This window comes from Enterococcus sp. 5H (assembly GCF_028128615.1).
Taxonomy (GTDB): Bacteria; Bacillota; Bacilli; order Lactobacillales; family Enterococcaceae; genus Enterococcus_L.
This window is the reverse complement of the sequence record NZ_AMDP01000018.1, coordinates 62,838-82,545: the sequence shown is the minus strand read 5'-3', so window position 1 is coordinate 82,545 and position 19,708 is coordinate 62,838. Positions and strand designations below refer to the sequence as shown.

At 34.5% G+C, this 19,708-nt stretch carries 16 protein-coding genes and 1 pseudogene; 4 read left to right on the top strand and 13 right to left on the bottom strand.

Annotation, left to right across the window (positions count from 1 at the left end):
- Position 1: 1 nt before the first annotated feature.
- The 3 genes from C240_RS05240 to C240_RS05230 all read right to left on the bottom strand — a co-directional run bounded on the left by C240_RS05240 (position 2) and on the right by C240_RS05230 (position 2,528).
- Positions 2 to 343, bottom strand: a complete 342-nt coding sequence (locus C240_RS05240) for a DUF3958 family protein (protein ID WP_271491919.1) — start codon at positions 341 to 343, stop codon at positions 2 to 4.
- A complete protein-coding gene (locus C240_RS05235) occupies positions 340 to 636 on the bottom strand; it encodes a TIGR04197 family type VII secretion effector (protein ID WP_271491918.1) in 297 nt (98 codons plus the stop codon). Before C240_RS05235 ends, C240_RS05240 begins: the two co-directional genes overlap by 4 nt.
- 371 nt (positions 637 to 1,007) lie before the next feature.
- A complete protein-coding gene (locus tag C240_RS05230; protein ID WP_271491917.1) occupies positions 1,008 to 2,528 on the bottom strand; it encodes a flavocytochrome c in 1,521 nt (506 codons plus the stop codon).
- A 349-nt stretch (positions 2,529 to 2,877) separates the two neighbouring features.
- On the opposite strand from C240_RS05230, the gene C240_RS05225 reads away from it, so the two are divergent.
- Positions 2,878 to 4,275, top strand: a complete 1,398-nt coding sequence (locus C240_RS05225; RefSeq protein ID WP_271491916.1) for a TrkH family potassium uptake protein — start codon at positions 2,878 to 2,880, stop codon at positions 4,273 to 4,275.
- 62 nt (positions 4,276 to 4,337) lie between these two features.
- Here C240_RS05225 and C240_RS05220 read toward each other — a convergent pair whose 3' ends face one another.
- Positions 4,338 to 5,612 carry an NCS2 family permease gene (locus tag C240_RS05220; protein ID WP_271491914.1) on the bottom strand — a complete coding sequence of 425 codons (1,275 nt, stop codon included), beginning with the start codon at positions 5,610 to 5,612 and terminating at the stop codon, positions 4,338 to 4,340.
- A 447-nt stretch (positions 5,613 to 6,059) separates the two neighbouring features.
- Between C240_RS05220 and C240_RS05215 the strand changes: the two genes are divergently transcribed.
- Together C240_RS05215 and C240_RS05210 are read left to right on the top strand one after the other, a co-directional pair.
- Positions 6,060 to 7,412, top strand: coding sequence for a Mur ligase family protein (locus C240_RS05215; protein WP_271491912.1), 1,353 nt, complete (start codon positions 6,060 to 6,062; stop codon positions 7,410 to 7,412).
- Complete coding sequence (locus C240_RS05210; RefSeq protein WP_271491910.1) at positions 7,402 to 8,100, top strand: type 1 glutamine amidotransferase; 699 nt, start codon at positions 7,402 to 7,404, stop codon at positions 8,098 to 8,100. The genes C240_RS05215 and C240_RS05210 overlap by 11 nt, the downstream gene beginning before the upstream one ends.
- Positions 8,101 to 8,144: 44 nt before the next feature.
- On the opposite strand, the gene manA is transcribed toward C240_RS05210, so the two are convergent.
- The 7 genes and pseudogenes from manA to licT all read right to left on the bottom strand — a co-directional run bounded on the left by manA (position 8,145) and on the right by licT (position 16,918).
- Positions 8,145 to 9,119, bottom strand: coding sequence for a mannose-6-phosphate isomerase, class I (gene manA / locus C240_RS05205; RefSeq protein ID WP_271491908.1), 975 nt, complete (start codon positions 9,117 to 9,119; stop codon positions 8,145 to 8,147).
- Between the two features lie 45 nt (positions 9,120 to 9,164).
- Positions 9,165 to 10,203: pseudogene (locus C240_RS05200) on the bottom strand (serine hydrolase domain-containing protein).
- A gap of 48 nt (positions 10,204 to 10,251) precedes the next feature.
- Positions 10,252 to 11,091 (bottom strand): VOC family protein, encoded by an 840-nt coding sequence (locus C240_RS05195; protein WP_271491904.1) that lies wholly within the window; start codon positions 11,089 to 11,091, stop codon positions 10,252 to 10,254.
- Between the two features lie 732 nt (positions 11,092 to 11,823).
- Complete coding sequence (locus C240_RS05190) at positions 11,824 to 12,396, bottom strand: guanylate kinase (protein ID WP_271491902.1); 573 nt, start codon at positions 12,394 to 12,396, stop codon at positions 11,824 to 11,826.
- A gap of 109 nt (positions 12,397 to 12,505) precedes the next feature.
- The gene (locus tag C240_RS05185; RefSeq protein ID WP_271491900.1) at positions 12,506 to 13,954 is read right to left on the bottom strand and encodes a glycoside hydrolase family 1 protein; all 1,449 of its coding nucleotides are present in this window, start codon (positions 13,952 to 13,954) and stop codon (positions 12,506 to 12,508) included.
- A 55-nt stretch (positions 13,955 to 14,009) separates the two neighbouring features.
- The gene (locus tag C240_RS05180; protein WP_271491898.1) at positions 14,010 to 15,893 is read right to left on the bottom strand and encodes a beta-glucoside-specific PTS transporter subunit IIABC; all 1,884 of its coding nucleotides are present in this window, start codon (positions 15,891 to 15,893) and stop codon (positions 14,010 to 14,012) included.
- 182 nt (positions 15,894 to 16,075) lie between these two features.
- The gene (licT, locus tag C240_RS05175) at positions 16,076 to 16,918 is read right to left on the bottom strand and encodes a BglG family transcription antiterminator LicT (RefSeq protein ID WP_271491896.1); all 843 of its coding nucleotides are present in this window, start codon (positions 16,916 to 16,918) and stop codon (positions 16,076 to 16,078) included.
- Between the two features lie 524 nt (positions 16,919 to 17,442).
- Here licT and C240_RS05170 point away from each other — a divergent pair.
- Positions 17,443 to 18,063 (top strand): FMN-dependent NADH-azoreductase, encoded by a 621-nt coding sequence (locus C240_RS05170; RefSeq protein ID WP_271491895.1) that lies wholly within the window; start codon positions 17,443 to 17,445, stop codon positions 18,061 to 18,063.
- A gap of 45 nt (positions 18,064 to 18,108) precedes the next feature.
- Here C240_RS05170 and C240_RS05165 read toward each other — a convergent pair whose 3' ends face one another.
- Positions 18,109 to 19,275 (bottom strand): AI-2E family transporter, encoded by a 1,167-nt coding sequence (locus C240_RS05165; RefSeq protein ID WP_271491894.1) that lies wholly within the window; start codon positions 19,273 to 19,275, stop codon positions 18,109 to 18,111.
- A gap of 4 nt (positions 19,276 to 19,279) precedes the next feature.
- Complete coding sequence (locus C240_RS05160; protein WP_271491893.1) at positions 19,280 to 19,642, bottom strand: PTS glucitol/sorbitol transporter subunit IIA; 363 nt, start codon at positions 19,640 to 19,642, stop codon at positions 19,280 to 19,282.
- Positions 19,643 to 19,708 lie beyond the last annotated feature (66 nt).

Here is a 19,708-nt window from a genome sequence, read left to right as displayed (position 1 = left end):
CCTACTGCTCCTTTTCTTTCACTTGTTCTTTTCTTTGTTGAATGTATAATTCTTCCTCTTTGTCAATCAGTTGTTTTTTAGTATTTTTCAACTCATCTTCTTGTTCTTCTAACTGTTGTTGTGCTTTTTTTGCTAAGGAAAAGCTATCTTCTCCCTTATCTTTGAAATATTGACGGTCTTCTGGCGAACTTGTTTCTATAATTTCATTATAAAGACGTTGTTCCTCTTGTTGTAGATAGTGAAAATCTTCTTGTTGTTCTTCAACCGACCGAATTTCTTGCCGTATTCTGTCTTGTTCATCCTGAACTTGACGGATTTTTGTTTGATAGTCTATCTCCATCATTTAAACCAACTTCCTAATGGATTAGATTCAAATTGCTGAGAAGCTTGTTGGTCAATTTTTGAAAAGTCTTTTGCAACGGTATGAATAGCATCGCCTGCTGAAACAATACTTGTAGATAGTTGTTGCAATCCTTTTCCATAATTACTTGTAGAAGTTTTTGCCGTTTCATTTCCAGAAACATTGGTTCTTGAGGCTACACTCGTAGAAGCATTGATACTATTTAAGGCACTAGCAGATTTGCTAAATGAAGCGGATACACTCCCTGCAACAGTTGTACTACTTTTAACACCCATTTTTTAATTCCCCCTTAGTTTCACAAAACAACTTATTGTCTTATTTAATATCTAATTATAACTTTTTTTTATTTTTTGTTCTATTTTTTTATCATTTTCGCAATTTTTTCATCTTACTCGAGCTACTTATCTACTATTTTATTGGAGGTTATATAACTAGTTGTTATACATTCAACCTATCAGATCTTATTTCAGCAAAATTGCAGTATTTTTAGTAAATTACTCCTAGCTTTATCGTAAAAAGGCCCATTTAATCATAAAAATAGAAAGTGAGGCAAAACTAAAAATCAGCTTTGCTTCACTCTCTAAATCTAAATAAACGGCGGGATCAGAAGCAACCTCTTCTGTCCTAGCCTCTAAACTTTATTTAACTATTTTTGTTGTTCTGAAACAAAAGCTGCTGCTTCCGTTCCTGATTGACGACCAAAAATAATAATATCTGCAACAGCATTTCCACCGATGCGGTTTGCACCATGAAGTCCGCCAGTTACTTCTCCTGCAGCATATAATCCTTTAATTGGTGTTCCGTCTTCTTTTAATACTTCTGTTTTAGTATTGATTTTAACTCCGCCCATTGTATGGTGGATTCCTGGTGCAATTTTAATTGCATAGTATGGAGCCGTTACTAAATCATTTTCCATCCCAGTTGTCCGTCCAAATTCGCTGTCTGACTGAGCTTTTACATCTGTATTCCAAAGATCTAGTGTTTCTTTTAACGCAGCTTCAGGTACATCAATATTTTTCGCTAATTCTTCGATGGTTTTTCCTTCTACCACAAAACCTTGTTCAGCATAAAAATCAATCGCTTTCGCACGATCACGTACGCCTTGATCAAAAATAAGATACGCCGCTTTTTCAGGTAATTCGTTGATAGCAGCCGATACTTTATCACGAGTACCCAATTCATCTACAAAACGAGTTCCTTCTTGAGAAACTAAAATAGCTCCTTCTCCACGAACCGCTTCACCGATTAAATAGGCTTTTTCTTGTTGAACTGTTGGGTGAATTTGGATTTCTTTCATATCAACAGTTGCACCGCCAAGTTTTTCGATCATTTTGATACCATCACCAGTAGTACCTTCTTGATTGGTTGTTACGTAATCTTTTAGTTCTGGATCATATTCTTCCAGCATTTCTTTATTTGCACCAAAACCGCCTGTCGTAACGATGACAGCATCAGCTTTGATGTCTTTTGTTTCACCGTCGTTTAATTTTACTTTGACACCATTAACTTGGCCGTCTTTTTCAGTCAATTCAGTAACATCAGCATCCACGAATAATGGAATATCTTCTTCTTGGACATTGCGCACAAGTCCATCAACTAAGTAGCCGCCGATTGCAGATCCGTCAGCTGGACGATGGGTCCGTTTTTCGCTCATTCCACCAGTGATGGTCAAGTTGCTTAATTCGATCCCTTTACTATCTAGCCAATCAATTGCATCTGATGAGTGGTCTACGAAAAAGCGTAAAAGCTCTTTGTCGTTCGTTCCTTTACCACCTTTTAATGTTTCTTCATAAAATTTATCATTACTGTCTGTTATGCCATCCGCTTTCTGATATTTTGTTTCAGATGCATTCATTCCTGAAGAAGATTTAATTGTATTTCCGCCAGCGACAGGCATTTTTTCCAGAATAACGGGATTCATTCCTGCTTCTTTTGCTTGCAAAGCAGCCGTCATTCCGGCACCACCAGCACCGACGATAACAATGTCATATTCATCTTTTAGTTCACTTAAATCAGTATATCCATTTGCTGAAGCCCCAGAAGTAACTTCGGTAGAATCTTTTGATTCCTTACTTTCTTTTGCAGTTTCTTTTTGATCGCTCGCGCAACCCGTTACAATCCCCATTACTAAACTTAGTGATAGTAAACGCATCATTACTTTTTTCATTTTTTCCTCACCTCTTGAAAATTTTAACCGATACAGACCTTTTAGCTTGGAATTAGTGCAATCAATTAAATAATACAATTAAAATGTGAAATAAATCACATTTATATAAAAAAACAAAATTCATATTTTAAATGTATTTTAGATACTAGCTGCCCTTATTTCCTTCTGACTTTATTCTTTATTTCACAAACAAGATCAAATTAATACTCCCTATTTGAATAAAGTAACATGTTCTATCGGATTTGTGACCTATTCTACTAATTTTTAATCAATTTCTTATTTCTGCTCTCTGTTTGCCCTAAAGTTGTTTTCTGCTATACTTATTTTAATGATACTCAGGAGGTCCATTATGAATCTGCGTTTTTTATGGTTATTGCAACGGAAAGGTAGACGTTTTGTCTCCAAAAATTTTTCATCTATTCAAATTATCGTTTCATACTATATTATTATGACAGTGATTTCTTATTTATTATTTTGTCTGCCCTTCTTTCGAGAACCCGGTGTTCACGTTCATTTTATTGATATGTTTTTCATGGCAATTAGTACGGTGAGTGTTACTGGATTAACGACTTTCGATATTAATTCGGTCTTTAATGAACGAGGAATATTGTTGATGGAAGTTCTTTTTCAGATAGGCGGTTTAGGCATCATGATGATTTCTACTGCGTTTATTATCTTATCGAAACGTAGGATTTCTTTAAAACAGCGACAATTAATCATGACTGATATGAATCAGCCAAAATTGAGTGGGATCGTTCGCTTAATCAGAATTACATTTTCGATTATTTTATGGTTCCAGATTATTTTCGGGACATTTTTTTCTATTTATTTTTATTTTGCTGGTTATTATAAGACTTGGCCTAAAGCGATTTTTTACGGTTTTTATCAGTCGATTTCTGCTGTGACAAACTCTGGCTTTGATGTTACTGGAGATTCAATTATGCCGTTTGCAAATGACTATATTTTTCTGTTAGCTATTATGTTTTTAATTTTTATCGGCGGAATTGGTTTTCCTGTTTTGATGGAAGTTCGTGAATGGTTGTTTTTTAAAAAGCAGAAAAAAGGCTTACCTTTTCGTTTTTCGTTATTCAGTAAGATAGCTTTGTTAGCATTCGTTATTCTTTTTATTGGCGGAACGCTTTTAATTTACTTATTAGAGAAAGATCATTTATTTGTAAATATGGGCGAAATTCAACGTTGGATGACATCGATGTTTTATTCTATGACGACTAGAAATGCTGGTCTGCAAATTAATGACTTAGGTGATTTTCAGATTACTACGTTGATTGTTTTTTCGTTGTTAATGTTTATTGGTTGTAGCCCAAGCTCTGTTGGCGGTGGTATTCGAACAACGACTGTCGCGATTATTGGTTTGTATCTATACTCATTTTTAAAAAGTGAAGATAAAATTAATATTTTTGGCCGCCGAATCGATGAAGATGATGTCAAAAAATCAATTGTCGTGTTTATGTTATCGTTAACCATGTGTTTCTTTGCTGTTTTATTTTTAACGGCTACAGAAGACCACCCGCTAATTGCAATCATCGTTGAAGTAGCCTCAGCATTTGGAACAACCGGATTATCTTTGGGGATTACATCTGATTTGACTACTGTTGGAAAATTAATGATCGCATTATTGATGTTTATCGGACGAATTGGAATGCTTTATACATTGCTGTTATTCGTACCGAAAGAAACACGAGATATTGGTTATGAGTATCCGTCAGAAAAAATTATTATTGGATAAATTAAAAAAGCTGAAACTGGAGTAACTCTGAGAGTACTTCGGTTTCAGCTTTTATTTCTACATCAGATAAAGACATTCACAATTAAATAAAGTAAAAATAGTCCGGAGATTAGACATAACGGCAACGATAATTCTGCTTTTTTACCAGAAACCCATTTCGTCAAAGGAAATGCTACAAAACCAAAAGCCATCCCATCAGAGATATCCATCGTGAAAGGAATCAAGACAATCATCAACATAGCTGGAAAATAGTCACTAAAATCATCAAAGTTTAGCGTTTTGATCTGCTGAATCATCAAGAAACCTGTGATAATAATCGCTGGTGCCAACGCAGCATCTGGTATATACGAAAGAAACGGTAAGGCAATCAACGCTAATAGAAAACAAATACCACTAGTAATAGCCGTTAATCCTGTTTTACCACCTTCTTCAATCCCTGTTGCACTTTCAGCCGCAGCAACAGTTGGACTTGTTCCAAAAATACCAGAAATTAATGTAATGAACCCTGTCATACGATAAGCACGCAGATACTGTTCTTCTTCCGCTTCTGGCATCAAGCCTTTAAGCAAGCCCATCGATTCAAAAATCAAGATCATCGACAAGGCAAATACTCCCAATAGAAAACTCTTCGAGAAAAATGAACTAAAATCCAATTGCAAAAAAACATCCGAATAATGACTGATACTCTTTAAAGAAAATTGTTCTGTCGGTGTAACTAATCCTAAAAGGTTAGATACAAGCGTTACAACCACGATACCAATAAAAAAACTTCCTTGTACTTTTTTTAAAAATAAAATTAAAGTCAGTGCTAATGAAAATAAAGTCAACAACGTCAACTGATCGTTTAATGGCGCTAAATGAGTAAAAGTATGCTCACTCCGTTCAATCAAATGCCCCTTTTCCAATCCAATTAAAACTAGAAAAAAACCAATTCCAACAGTAATTCCCGTTTTTAAGGTTTCCGGAACAACTTCAGCAAACAGTTTACTCAACTTGGTAAAGGCAACAACTAGATAAACAGCTCCTGCACAAAAACTAACAGCTAAAGCTTGCTGCCACGTCAGCCCCAACGACAAAACTAAGGTATAGGTAAAAAATGAATTCACACCCATTCCTGTCGTTAACACAATCGGCGCATCTGCGAATAACCCAATCAGAACCGAACCAATAATAGAAATAAAAATAGTTCCAAAAACCGTCAATTCTTTGGGCATACCAGCCTGTGCTAAAATAACTGTGTTTACCATAATAATATAAGAAATAGCAAAAAATGAAGTTGTTCCTGCTAAAATTTCACGTTTAATATCTGACTTACTAAGCTTTTTCCATTGAAACATATTAACTCTCCTTATACAGAAACGTTTAGATTCAGAATCACTGATAATAATCGCTTCTATTGCTTAAATTGTATTTATTCTTTTGTTTTTAAATGACTGCCTCTCTCAACCGTAATTTTATCAAAGAAATAAACCGCCTTTCTGGAAACATCATTTTTTTCATATGAGAAATCAAGTAATCGGTTTCAAATTAGATATTCTTATTATACACTAAAATGGTTTTATCTACCTTTTTAATAATACTCTGTTTATCTTTATAATATAGTAAGAAAGAGTAAAAGGAATTAATTTTTTTTTTCAATTGTGTTATTATAAATTGAGTTTATCAAAGTGAAGCAGAATAAAATATTTGTTTCATTTTTACTATTAACTAATTGGGCGAATAAACATTGTTCATACACGAACACTTTTGACCTGATTTGGCTTGATGAAATTGGAGGGTGCTTTATGGGAATTAGAAGTCACGCAGCAATCCTAGCTGGAAAAACTTCTCAATGGATATTACAAACTTTTTTCAAAGGCGGCAGTAGCTACCCTGGGAAATTAGCATTAAAAATCGATCCAAAGATTTTGGATACATTAGCAAAAGATTATGAAATTGTTGTTGTCACCGGAACCAATGGTAAAACTTTAACAACTGCTTTAACTGTGAATATTTTACGTCAAGAGTTTGACCACGTACTGACAAACCCGACTGGTGCAAATATGGAGCAAGGAATCGTTTCAACTTTCCTCTCTGCTAAAAATAAGCATGCACAAAAGAAATTTGCTGTACTTGAAATTGACGAGGCTAGTCTTAGTCGTGTAACGAAATATATTCAACCAAAATTATTCTTATTTACAAATATTTTCCGCGATCAAATGGATCGTTATGGGGAAATTTATACTACGTACAAATTGATTGTTGACGGTGCCTCAGCCGCACCAGAAGCACCTATTTTGTGCAACGGAGATTCACCTATTTTTAACTCTGTTGAGACGATAAATCCTAGAAAATACTATGGTTTTAATCATCAACCTGACCATGAACAGATGGCTCATTACAATACTGACGGACTACTTTGTCCAAAATGTCATCATATTTTACATTATAAAATGATTACTTATGCCAATCTCGGTAAATATTATTGTCCAAACTGTGGTTTCCATCGTCCTGAACTAGATGTTCAATTAACGGAAATGGTCAAAATGGATAATACTTCTGCTGATTTTGTTATTGACGGAGCTGAATACAGTATTGCGGTTGGCGGAATGTATAATGTGTACAATGCACTAGCAGCAACAGCTGTCGCTGAACACTACGGTGTAGCACCGGAAAAAATCAGAGCAGGTTTAAGCTATGATGAAAAAGTTTTCGGTCGTCAAGAAACAATCAAAATCGGAGATAAGTCATGTACTCTTGTTTTAGTAAAAAATCCTGTTGGTTTGAATCAAGTTATTGATATGATGGGACTTGCTCCTTATTCGTTTTCACTTGTTTCACTTCTAAATGCTAATTATGCTGATGGAATTGATGTCAGTTGGATTTGGGATGGCGATCATGAAGCGCTAGCAGAAATGGCAATTCCAGAAGTGATTGCAGGCGGTGATCGTCATAAAGATATGGCATTACGCTTGAAAGTCGCTGGTATTTCTGAAGATAAACTAAAAGAAATTCCGGATTTAGAAGCTGTCATTGAAGCGATTAAAGAACTTCCAACAGAACACGTTTATATTTTAGCAACATATACTGCTGTCTTGCAATTACGCAAATCTTTAGCGGCAAAGGGATATATTCAAGGAGGGATGAATGGTGCCTAAAGAATTAGTTGTCTGTCATTTATATGGAAATTTGCTGAACACTTATGGTGATAACGGTAATTTATTAATGCTGAAATATCTTTCTGAAAAAATGGGTGTCACTTTTCGTTCTGAAATCGTGAGTATCCATGAACCTTTTGATCCCAATAAATATGATCTTGTTTTTGTCGGCGGTGGTCAAGATTTTGAACAATTAATTATTTCAGAAGATATTCAAACAAAAAAAGAATCATTAACAGAATACATCGAAAATGATGGTGTGATGCTAGCTATTTGCGGTGGTTATCAACTTTTAGGGCATTATTATATGGGTGCTAACGGTGAAAAAATCAAAGGGATTAGTGCGCTGGATCACTACACTTTAAGCCAAGAAAACAACCGTTACATCGGTGATATTGTAATTCATAATGAAGAATTCAATGAAACTTATTACGGTTTTGAAAATCATAATGGACGAACATTTTTAGGTGAAGGCGAGCGTCCATTAGGTAATGTCATACAAGGTAAAGGTAATAATAGCGAAGATGGTTCTGAAGGTGTAATTTATAAAAATGTGTTTGGTTCTTATTTCCATGGACCAATCCTTGCTCGGAATGAAAATCTTGGTATTCGTTTAATTAAAACAGCCTTAGAAAAAAAATACGGTGAACCATTTGAAATTCCTACAGAGATGGTCACAGTTGAATAGTAAAAAGAAGATTGTTTGGAAGTTCCAAACAATCTTCTTTTTACTTATACATCTATTCCAGGTTCTGAAGCGATAATTGTTAGATCCCCTTCAATTCGCCATTTCGTAATACTATTCGGTAAAATGAAACTTGTTCCCTTTTCTAAATCATACTGTTCTGTTTTAAGCGTACCTTCTTCTTCAATAATCAAACTACCCACACCATCAATAACCGTTGCCAATGTATAAGGCGCATTTTTCTTTAATTTCAAAACTCCCTTAACTTGCCACTCATAAACATTAAAGAAAGCTGTCTTCAAATAAGTAACAATGCTTGACTGACCTTGATTTTGTTGCTGAATCGACAATTGCGCATCTTTAGCCGGAACTGTTGTCACATCTACAGACTGACGAATATGCAATTCTCTCGCTTGACCTTTGTCATCTTTACGATCGTAATCATAAACGCGATATGTTGTATCACTACTTTGCTGCGTTTCTAAAATCATGATCCCTTTGCCAATCGCATGAATTGTTCCACTTGGTACGTAGAAGAAATCACCTTTTTTGACAGGAACTTTCTTTAATAAATCATCCCAGCGTTCTTCTTTAATCATAGCTTCTAATTCTTCACGTGTTTTAGCGTTATGTCCGTAAATAATCGTTGCTCCTGGTTCAGCATCAATAATGTACCAACATTCTGTTTTTCCTAGTTCGCCTTCATGGGCTAAGCCATAGGTATCGTCAGGATGAACTTGTACAGATAAATCATCTTCGGCATCTAAAATTTTAGTTAGTAAAGGAAAAACATCTCCCTGAGCATTTCCAAACAATTCACGGTGATTGGTCCATAAATCATCAAGCTTTTGACCAGCAAATTCACCATTTTCTACTACACTGACACCATGTGGATGTGCACTAATCGCCCAATCTTCACCAATTTTGTTACTGGGTAAATCAAAACCAAAAACGGTATGTAAGCGATCGCCGCCCCAGATTTTTTCTTGAAACACTGGTTTTAAAAATAAAGGTTGCTGCATTGTTAGAGAGTCCCCTTTCAGTTTTTACTCGAATCAATTATACCACTAAAAAGAAAGCGATTCATCTTTGATTGTTATTTTTTTCAATTAAATACGTTTGAATAAGTTCGTCTCTTTTTTCAATATACTCTGCTCTTTTATCAACTGGGTGAACACGGTTTGATAGAAAAACAAAGGCCTCTTTTCCGATTGGATCGATCAAGAGAAAAGTGCCTGTATAGCCTGTATGAAATAATAAGTTTTTCCCGCTTATATCTTTTTTTAAATCCCAACCTAAAGAACGATATCCCGATTTTTCAGGGGTTTGATCTTTTAACAATAACTGAATTGTTGTATCTGCTAAAATTCTGTTTGTACCAGCTACTCCCGCGTTTAAATACATTTCAGTAAACTTTTTAATATCTGATAGATTGCTGAATAAACCTGCATTACCTGCATGTTCTGCTAATGTAAATGCTTTTGGATCATGGGTTTGCCCACGTATTAACCCCCTGACAGGATGAAATTCAGTTGGAACAGTTAGTGTAGGATTGTCAGGTAAAAACGTACTAGCTGTCATACCAATCGGTTCTAATACTCGCTCTCTAAAAATCTCAATGACATTTTCTCCCAATAGCTCTTCCAACATAAACCCAAGCAAAATAGTTCCCGTATCAGTGTAAGCAACTTGTTTCCCTAAATTCTCATCTGATTTTACATTATTGTAGGCGGTCCGCAACTCTTCCTTCGTCAGCATGTCACGATTTTCAATAAAGCTATGAATATCCGATGTATGAGTTAACAGATGTCGCAGTGTAATTTTTTCATCCTTAAACGTTGGATAATAAAAATGAAGTGGTCGATCAATATCTAACTCCCCTGCTTCCATCATTTGCAATACCACCGTGGTCGTGCAAATTACTTTGGTCAAAGAAGCCACATCAAAAAGCAGCGAACGTTTCATTGGTTCGACTGTCGGTAATATTTGCGCATTTCCCCAAATATAATCTTTCGTTTCTCGTTCCGTCATAAAAGAAAAACAAGTACCATGAAACACTTCTTCATTTATCAACTCTTGAATCTTTTTTTTTGTTTCTATATACATTATTTTAGTTCCTCATTCATTCTAAGCTTAATCGATATTTTTTATTGCTTATTCATTTCTTACAAACCACCATTCAATCTTGCCTGGGTCAAATATTGTTAAAATTGTTAACTTTTTATCAACAAAAAATTCTTGCTGTTTTCTCTCTAAATGCTCTTTTAATTTAAGCATGTCTTCCTCATTTTTAAGTGGAATGACAAAAAAATCAATCCCCAGCGTCTCTTCATCCGTTCTATTTTCAGACACAACATTTGCAGAATCATCAAGATGAACGACAAAACCACCGTTATCCAATAATAAGTCTTCTTCATGCTCTTGATCTGTTCCCATACCTAAAATATCTTTATAGAAATGAAAATATCCCGCACGATTTTCCATCGGAATTTTTAATCGATCAAAATGAACTTCGGGTGATAAACTTGAATACAGGACTCTACTCTCATGTACCAACGTTTGTACACTAAATGTTTCTTGCTGATCTGGACCATCATTTACCGCAATCTGAACACTTACTTCTAACTCGTTACCTTCTGGATCAATGATAAAAACACTGCGACGATTAGCGCTTTGGACTGCCCTTTCAATCGGATACTGATGAGAGGATATTCTTCTTAAAACACTCCCAAATTCTTCTTCTGTCGGAATCAATAAAGAAAAACAAAACGCTTTTTCAAACGCTCCAACAACTTGATCTTCCGTATCCGTTTCTTCTAAAATCAATAAACGGCTATTTTTTTCTTGAGAACCTAGAATAGACAAATTATTTTCTTCTAATTTTAATACAAAACCCAACACATTTTTGTAAAAGTTAACCATTTTTTCCACATCTTTTACTCTAATCGCAACCGTTTTCACATATACATCTTTCGATAATTGAAATTTTTTCATTCGTCTTCCCCCTCCGAATGTCTCCTTTTATTAATTCTAAACATGTCTAGTGATTTCAGCAAGTAAATGATCTTTAAAAGAAAGATTGTACTTTCAATTTGCTTAGAAAATCACCTATTTTAACATATATACCAATTTCTTAGATTTTATTTTTTATATAAATAAAATCTTCGAATAAAACCAAATTTTTTTGACATTTTTATCCTAGCTTATATTCTATTTCAAAAATTCAGACAACCTTTTTACAACTAACCCCATAAATAAACGGCATTATTTTAGACTTGTCCAATTTCCACAAAATAGTAGTGGGCTGCCAAGTCTATCCATATAGTATTAAATTTTATATTTACCTATTGCAGTAGGCTTCAGAATAAAATACCTTTTATCTAATTACAATTATATTTTACCATGATTTGCATTGTTTTTTTGTCACTATTAGATAACTTTTTATCAGGTTACCATTTCATTTAACCATTAATTACTATTTCTTACAACTAACATTTTTGTCATTACATAAACAGAGAAACAGACGATAGCTAAAAATACTTTGCTCCGAAGCTAAAATACGAATAAACGGCAAGATTAAAGGGAGTACCTTCTTTTTTTAAGAGATCGAGATAGCTCCGGTAAATAAGTCGGTTTTTTCTCGCCGTTTATTCGGATGTAGCGAGTGAAGCAAAACAGATTTTTAGTTTTGTCCCACTCAGGTTTCAATCATGATAAATTTTCTTCCTACAAATTGTTATTCACAATCTGTTTAACAGCATTTACTACTGCTTCAAAGGGTTGGTCTGCATCAACAAAATAGGTATTCTTATAATGCTTCAAGCTCTCTTTATTTTTCGCCTCTTGATCGTATAAAGCTAAACGTTCATTGATTAACTTCAGATCTTGTTCACGCTCATTTAAACGAGATAAAACATTTTGCTTAGAGACATTCAGAAAAATCGGGATCACTTTTTCGCCAAAAATAGCTTCAATATCTTGAAAACCTTTCAATGTTAGTACATCAAAAGCATAATGATTACTAGTTTTTTCTAACAAATCAGCTACGCCCACACCATATTTATAACCATGATAATGGTCGTGTTCAGCTAATGCATGTTCTTTAATCAGTTGTTCAAATTGTTGGTTTGTTTCGAAATAATAATCTACACCATCTACTTCATCTTTGCGAATCGGACGTGTTGTATGTGAAACAACTTTATAATTAGCTGGAAAAACAGCCTCTGCTACTTTAGTTTTACCAGAACCACTTGGACCGATAATCACAAAAAAAGGATGCTTGAGTTCTTTTTGATTCATTTTTAAACCCTCCTTTCAAAATAACTATACAGCAATAATTTACCTGCTTCAAAAGAAAAGAGAAAAAAAGCAGGACAAATCAGAAATTACTGATCTATCCTGCAATCTTTTATTTCAAGTTTTGTCCATTAGTTTCAATGACTTGTTTATACCAGTTAAATGATTTTTTTTCATAGCGATCCATCGTACCTTCGCCATTATCATCTAGATCAACATAGATAAAACCATAACGTTTGCTCATTTCACCTGTTGAAGCACTAACTAAATCAATACACCCCCAAGGCGTATATCCCATTAAATCAACACCATCATGAACTGCGTCTGACATTGCTTCAATATGTCGGCGTAAATAATCAATACGGTAATCATCTTCTACATAAAAATTCTCATCTACTTTATCAATCGCACCTAAGCCATTTTCAACGATAAATAAAGGTTTTTGATAGCGATCATACAATTCGTTTAAAGCGATTCTTAACCCTTCCGGATCAATTTGCCAGCCCCATTCACTTGCTTCTAAGAATGGATTACGGACACCGCCTAATAAGTTTCCTTCAACTGTGTCTTCTACTTCAGCAGTTTCATTAACCGCTGATGACATATAGTAGCTAAAACCAATGTAGTCAACTGCATATTTTTTCATTAATTCTAAATCATCAGCACCGATTTCTAATTCAGATACTCCATATTTTTCAAACATCCGTTGTTGATAAGCAGGATACTCGCCTCTAACTTGAGCATCTGTACAATAGAAGTTGAATTCTTGATTTTGCGCTAAAGTAGCCATTTGATTGACTGGATTTGCATCAATACTGTATGTTGTTGCGTAAATAATCATGCAGCCAATTTGCATATCCGGGTTAATTTCATGACCGATTTTAACGGCCTTAGCACTTGCTACAAATTGATTGTGCCATGCTTGGAAAATATTTTGATAATCGCCAGCACCTGTTGCTTTAACCATCCCTTGACTTAACGCCGGAAAATGGAACGCTGAATTAATTTCATTGAACGTCATCCAATATTTCACTTTTTTGCCATAACGTGTTAGAACTACTTTAGCATATTTCTCAAAGAAATCAATGAGTTGACGATTTTTCCAGCCGCCATATTCTTTTGCTAAATGCAGAGGCATTTCATAATGAGAAATAGTAACTACAGGTTCAATATTATGTTTTAGACACTCATCAATAACTTGGTCGTAAAATTTCAAACCAGCTTCATTCGGTGTTGTTTCATCACCTTTAGGAAAAATTCTTGCCCAGGCAATTGAAAAACGATAACATTTGAATCCCATTTTAGCAAACAAAGCAATATCTTCTTTAAAACGATGATAATGATCGATACCACGATGATTAGGATAAATATATTTATCTTCATCAATTTCCCAATTAAACGTTTCACTACCTAGTACTTGAAAACGTTGTTTACCGCCAGGCATAGCGTCGGCAACTGAAATGCCTTTACCATCTTCTAGATATGCACCTTCCAATTGATTAGCAGCAGTTGCGCCGCCCCATAAAAATCCTTCTGGAAATCTTGTTGATTTAACTGACATACATTATTCCTCCTTAGATTTTAACTTGAGTACAGTCATTTATAAAACCATTTCATTAACGTACAATTGCTAAGAAATCTTCACCGTGTAATACATCTGTTTGATCCATATCTAAAACATCAAGATAATTAGTGCTATTAGTAACTACAATTGGCGTCACTGTAGGATGTCCAGCTGCTTTGATTTTTTCAATATCAAATTTTACTAATAGATCACCTTGTTTAACTTTATCTCCTTGTTTAGCAATTAATTCAAAACCGTCGCCTTCCATCTCTACTGTGTCCATCCCAATGTGCATTAAAATTTCTGCCCCATCAACTGTCGTGATTCCGACTGCATGTCCTGTTGGGAATAGTGTTGAAATTTCTCCATCGGCTGGAGCATAAAGCTCACCAATTGTTGGTTCAATAGCGATACCTTTACCTAATGCTCCAGACGAAAAGACTTGATCTTCAACTTTGTTTAAAGGCACTGTAGTACCAGTTAAAGGACTTGCTAAAATTATTTTATCATTTTTTTCATTAGATTGCTTTGATGTGTTGTTATCGTCATTGCTTAAAGCATCTAACTCAGCGTCTTCAGTCTTATCATCAAATTTTAAAACAAATGTTAAGACAAAGGCAATGACAACTGCAATTCCCGTTCCAATAAGAGCTGCGATCACTCCTGAAGTATCTTTTGAATCTGCTGGAATAAAACCAGGTAAACTTAACATACTTACTAAACCAAATACGTAATTTTGTACATGGCTAAAGCCGATAAATGCACCACCGACTGCACCACCAATACAAGCTGCAATAAAAGGTTTTTTAAGCGGTAATGTTACACCGTAAACTGTAGGTTCTGTAATACCAAAAATAGATGTGATTGTTGAAGATAATGCTAATCCCTTAAGTTTTACATTTTTTGTCATAAAGAATACTGCTAATGCTGCTCCACCTTGTGCTAATACTGCTGGAAGTAACATTGGTACCATTGTATCCGCACCATTTGTTGTTAAATTAACCAGCATAATTGGAACAAAGCCCCAATGCATACCAAACATTACAAATACTTGCCATAAACCACCCATTACTGCTCCAGCAAGCATTGGACTTAAACCATAAATACCATCGTAACCTTTTCCTAATAAATCACCTAAAATTGTACCGATTGGACCAATTACGATAAATGTAACTGGAGCCATCACAAGAAATACACCTAGAGGGACACAAATAATTTGTAAAAACGAAGGAACAATTTTCTTGAAGAAACGTTCTACAAAACTTTGTACATAAACAGCTAAAATAATCGGGATAACTGATGAAGTATACGCACTAGCACCAATAATTACCGGAATTCCAGCAAAGCTTAATGTTGTTCCTGCTAATGCAGTAATACTTGGATGAACAAGAGCCATTGCCAAACAGACTGCTAAAAATTGGTTTGTATTGAATTTTTTAGCAGCAGTGAAAGCTAAAAGAATTGGTAGGAATGTAAAGATTCCATCACCGATTGCAAATAAAACTGTATAAACGCCTGATTCGGCTGTTAGCCAATTCATCGCAACAGCTAGTGTTAAAAAACCTTTTAAAACCCCAGCTCCAGCCATTGCACCTAAAAATGGTGTGAAAATAGATGAAATAATATCAATAAGCTGATTAAAAATATTGCCTTTCGGTCCTTCATTTGAACTAGAACCTTCATCCCCTAGACCACTATGTTCCATTAATTCTTTATAAACATCACTTACATGACTACCAATAACTACTTGATATTGTCCGCCACTTCTAACAACTTGAATCACATCTGGGTCTTGATTCAGTTTTGCTGTATCCGCTTTCTCTTCATCCTTTAAATTAAAACGTAATCTTGTGGCACAGTGAACGACACTATTCACGTTCTCTTCCCCGCCAACTAACGTTAAGACACGTGCCGCGATTTCTTGATTTTTACTCATAATCTATTCCTCTTTTCTATATTTTTTATATAAAAAAACCTAAACTGAAAAAACAATGATCTATCATACTAAAAAAGTTCAGTATAAATACATCGGTTGTTTTTTCAATCTAGGTTTTGCCTGCTAATCAGTAACAATCCGCTACGATTGAAATTCAATTTTAAATCATTCAGTATGGGTATCTAAGATTTCTTTTCACCAGTTACTCGCTGAATGTGAATCGTTAAATAAATTTGTTCTGTTTTGTCGATTGGTTTATCGTATTTTTTCATCAAGTAATCATTAATTCGCTGTACCGATTGAAATGCTTTCGGGTACTTGCTTTGAATCAATTCATATAGGAAATCGTCTTCTTCATCGTGGGTTTCATTTTGAAGATAACGTTGTGCAAAATACTGAAGGTGAGTCACGATTCGTTGATAATTCAATGAATCTTCATCAAATGGTTTACCAAAATAGCGACTAATAATCGTTAGAATATCGCGTACCATTTCAGTGGCAGCCATTGTTACTTCCATATTACCATTAGCTTGTTCACTATTAACGATATGAAAAGCAATAAAACCTGCTTCACTTTCGGGAAAATCAATATTCAGTTTTTCCTTAATTAAAGCGACACCATTTTTGGCAATTGCAAATTCTTTAGGATAAAACTTTTTTGTTTCAAACATTAATGGATTAGGCATCTCAATGCCTTCTTTTGCCCGCATAATCGCATAATGTACGTGGTCAGTTAAGGTCAAGTAAATATTAGAAGAAAGCTCAATTCCAAGCTCTTCTTCAGCAGTATCAACTATTTTTTTAACGACCTCTACTTCTTCTAATGGAATATCTGCAAATAATTGCTGAAATTGTCCTGAAGTGACAGAGTCTTTTAATACAAACTCTTTTTCAATGAACGTTGGATCGATAATATCACCAATTTTTTTCTGAAATGCCAATCCTCGGCCCATGCAGACTATTTCTTCACCTGATTCATTTTTCGTCATAATGACATTATTGTTTAATATTTTTTCGATATACATGATGAACCTCACTTTTACAAATACAAATGAAAAAAACCTAGAATCCGCCCAATTCAAATACTATGGAAGATTCAGGTTTTGCCTGCCGAACAGTAACAATCCTTATTGCATAGATAGAATACCATTAATTTTATTAATGTGCAACCCTTTTCACGAAATATTTTTAAGCGAATTATCAGAAAAATGGCCAAACATTTTAACTTTCTTTAAAAATGTATTCTTGTTCAATCTTAATGGTTTTTATAGATTTTATTTTAGTTAAAATAATCGACACTAATTATTCATTCCAATTAGAAAGATTCTCACAAGATTCGACTTTAATTGGTCGGATATTTCAATACTCTAAAATCCCTTATTTCTTAAGAGAAATGTCTTAAATTCATTATTTTTTGTCAACAAAACCTAACCTTATCACTATTTTTTACAAATAAATAATCAAAAACATTGATTTCCTTACTTTTTATTAGTAAAATAGTTTTTGATTAAAAAATAATGATACTTCGGTATTTCAAAGGAGACCTACCATGTCAAAATTACTTGTAGTTAAAGCACATCCACTTACTAAAGAAGAATCTCGTTCTGTTCGTGCCCTTGAAACTTTTTTAGAAAGCTATCAAGCACAAAACCCAGCAGACGAAATTGATTTATTAGATGTTTATACAGATTTCGTTCCAGAAATCGATGAAGAATTACTTTCTGGCTGGGGTGCGCTAAGAACTGGTACTGAATTCACTGAACTAAACGAAAGCCAACAAACAAAAGTTGCACGTTTTAATGAATTAACAGATCAATTCTTAAGTGCTGACAAAGTTGTTATTGCAAATGCTTTATGGAACTTAAATGTGCCAACTCGCTTAAAAGCTTGGGTAGATACAATTAATGTTGCAGGTAAAACATTCAAATATACAGAAGAAGGACCAAAACCATTAACGAACGGTAAGAAAGCTTTACACATTCAATCAAATGGTGGATTTTATGAAGGACAAGATTTTGCATCACAATATGTAAAAGGTATCTTAAACTTCATCGGTGTTTCTGAAGTGGATCAACTATTCATCGAAGGAATTGACCATCATCCAGAAAAAGCAGAAGAACTACTAGGTAATGCAATGGATCAAGCAACTAATTTAGGTAAAACATTTTAATAAAAAAGAAAATGAAACAGAGTCATTCTGCTTCATTTTCTTTTTTTATTCATTTAATTTTTCCAACTCTTCTTCATGATATAGACTAGAGACATCTTTGTACCATTCAAAAACGTGTGTAATGATAACCTTAGCTGCCGCATACACCGGAATTCCCAAGATAACCCCTACGACACCAAATAATTTACCAGAAGTCAGTAACACAACTAGAATCGTCACTGGATGAATGGATAATTGACTCCCTAAAACAAGAGGAGAAATTACTCGCCCTTCAATCGTCTGCTCAATCACAAATACGATCAACACTTTCACTAACAAGACTGGTCCGCCAACAATTCCAAGAAAAATTGCCGGCACCATTGCTAAAAATGAACCTAAATATGGAATTAAATTCAGAAATCCAGCTGTAATTCCTAAAGTAATCGCATAATCCAATCCAATAACAGAAAAACCAATGATAAACATCACTGCAACTGCAAAAGCAACAGTTAACTGTCCGCGAATATAAGAAGAAACTTGTGAATTAACTTCTCCTAATACTTTCAACGTTGGCTTGCGCATTTTATTAGGTAAAAACTTCATTAAATACGGAGCTAACTGTTTGCCGTCTTTCAGCAAGTAAAATAAAATAAAGGGCATCGTTATGATCGCTACGATCACCGTCGCTACTGCACCAACAAAACTACCTAACCCCTGTACCGTAAATGTCGAAACATTTTTGATAATATCTGTTAAAGAGCTGGCTAATTTATCACCCATGTCTTCTAATTGAACCCGGAATTGCGCAAAGAGCGGATCACTTAGAATTTCTTGCATTTTCGTATCAATTGTTTCTACATATTGCGGAAAATGATTGGCAAAACTAATCGTTTGTTCCTGAATTTTTGGAACAATCACAACTAGTCCCCAAATAATTAAAGCTACAACTAAAATAAATAAACCAATAATACTCCAAATTCGCGGCACTTGTTTTTTCTCTAGAAAGTCTACTACCGGGTTCATCAAGTAATAAAGAATTCCCGCCATAATTAACGGTAAACCAACTACCCCAGCGAATTGCAGCAGCGGTTTAAACAAATAAGATACTTTTGTGAAAACCAACAGTATTAATAAAATTAATAAAACGATCAATAACGCCGTTACAACTTGATTATTTAAAAACCAACGCCAAAACCATGATAGACGTTTTTCTTTGTCCTTATTTTGCTCCATTCAATCACACTCCAAGCGATCCATATTCTATAACAGTCCCAACTTCAATAGTCGGAAGTTTACTTGGAGAAAGATATAGTCCATTTACAATCGGATCTTCTTTAGGAACATTATCGAACACAAGCGTCACGTGTGCAATGCTATTCAAATTATTATTAGCAAACGCGCCAACATATGAAATAGTATATTCTTGACCATCAATCTTTAATAAATCACCTTTTTTCATCTCCAAAGGTCGGTTCTCTTGAAATTTTTGAATCACAGAATATTCTCTTAGACTTTCAGTAGCACCTTCCCCAAAGAGAATAATAATCGGTTCTTTTTCATCTAACGCTCGAACGCCAATTTCAGTAACTTTTGCTTTCATCACTTTATCGCCCTTTCTGCTATTAATCAATCTTTATTATAACATAGAACACTTTTATTTTACGAT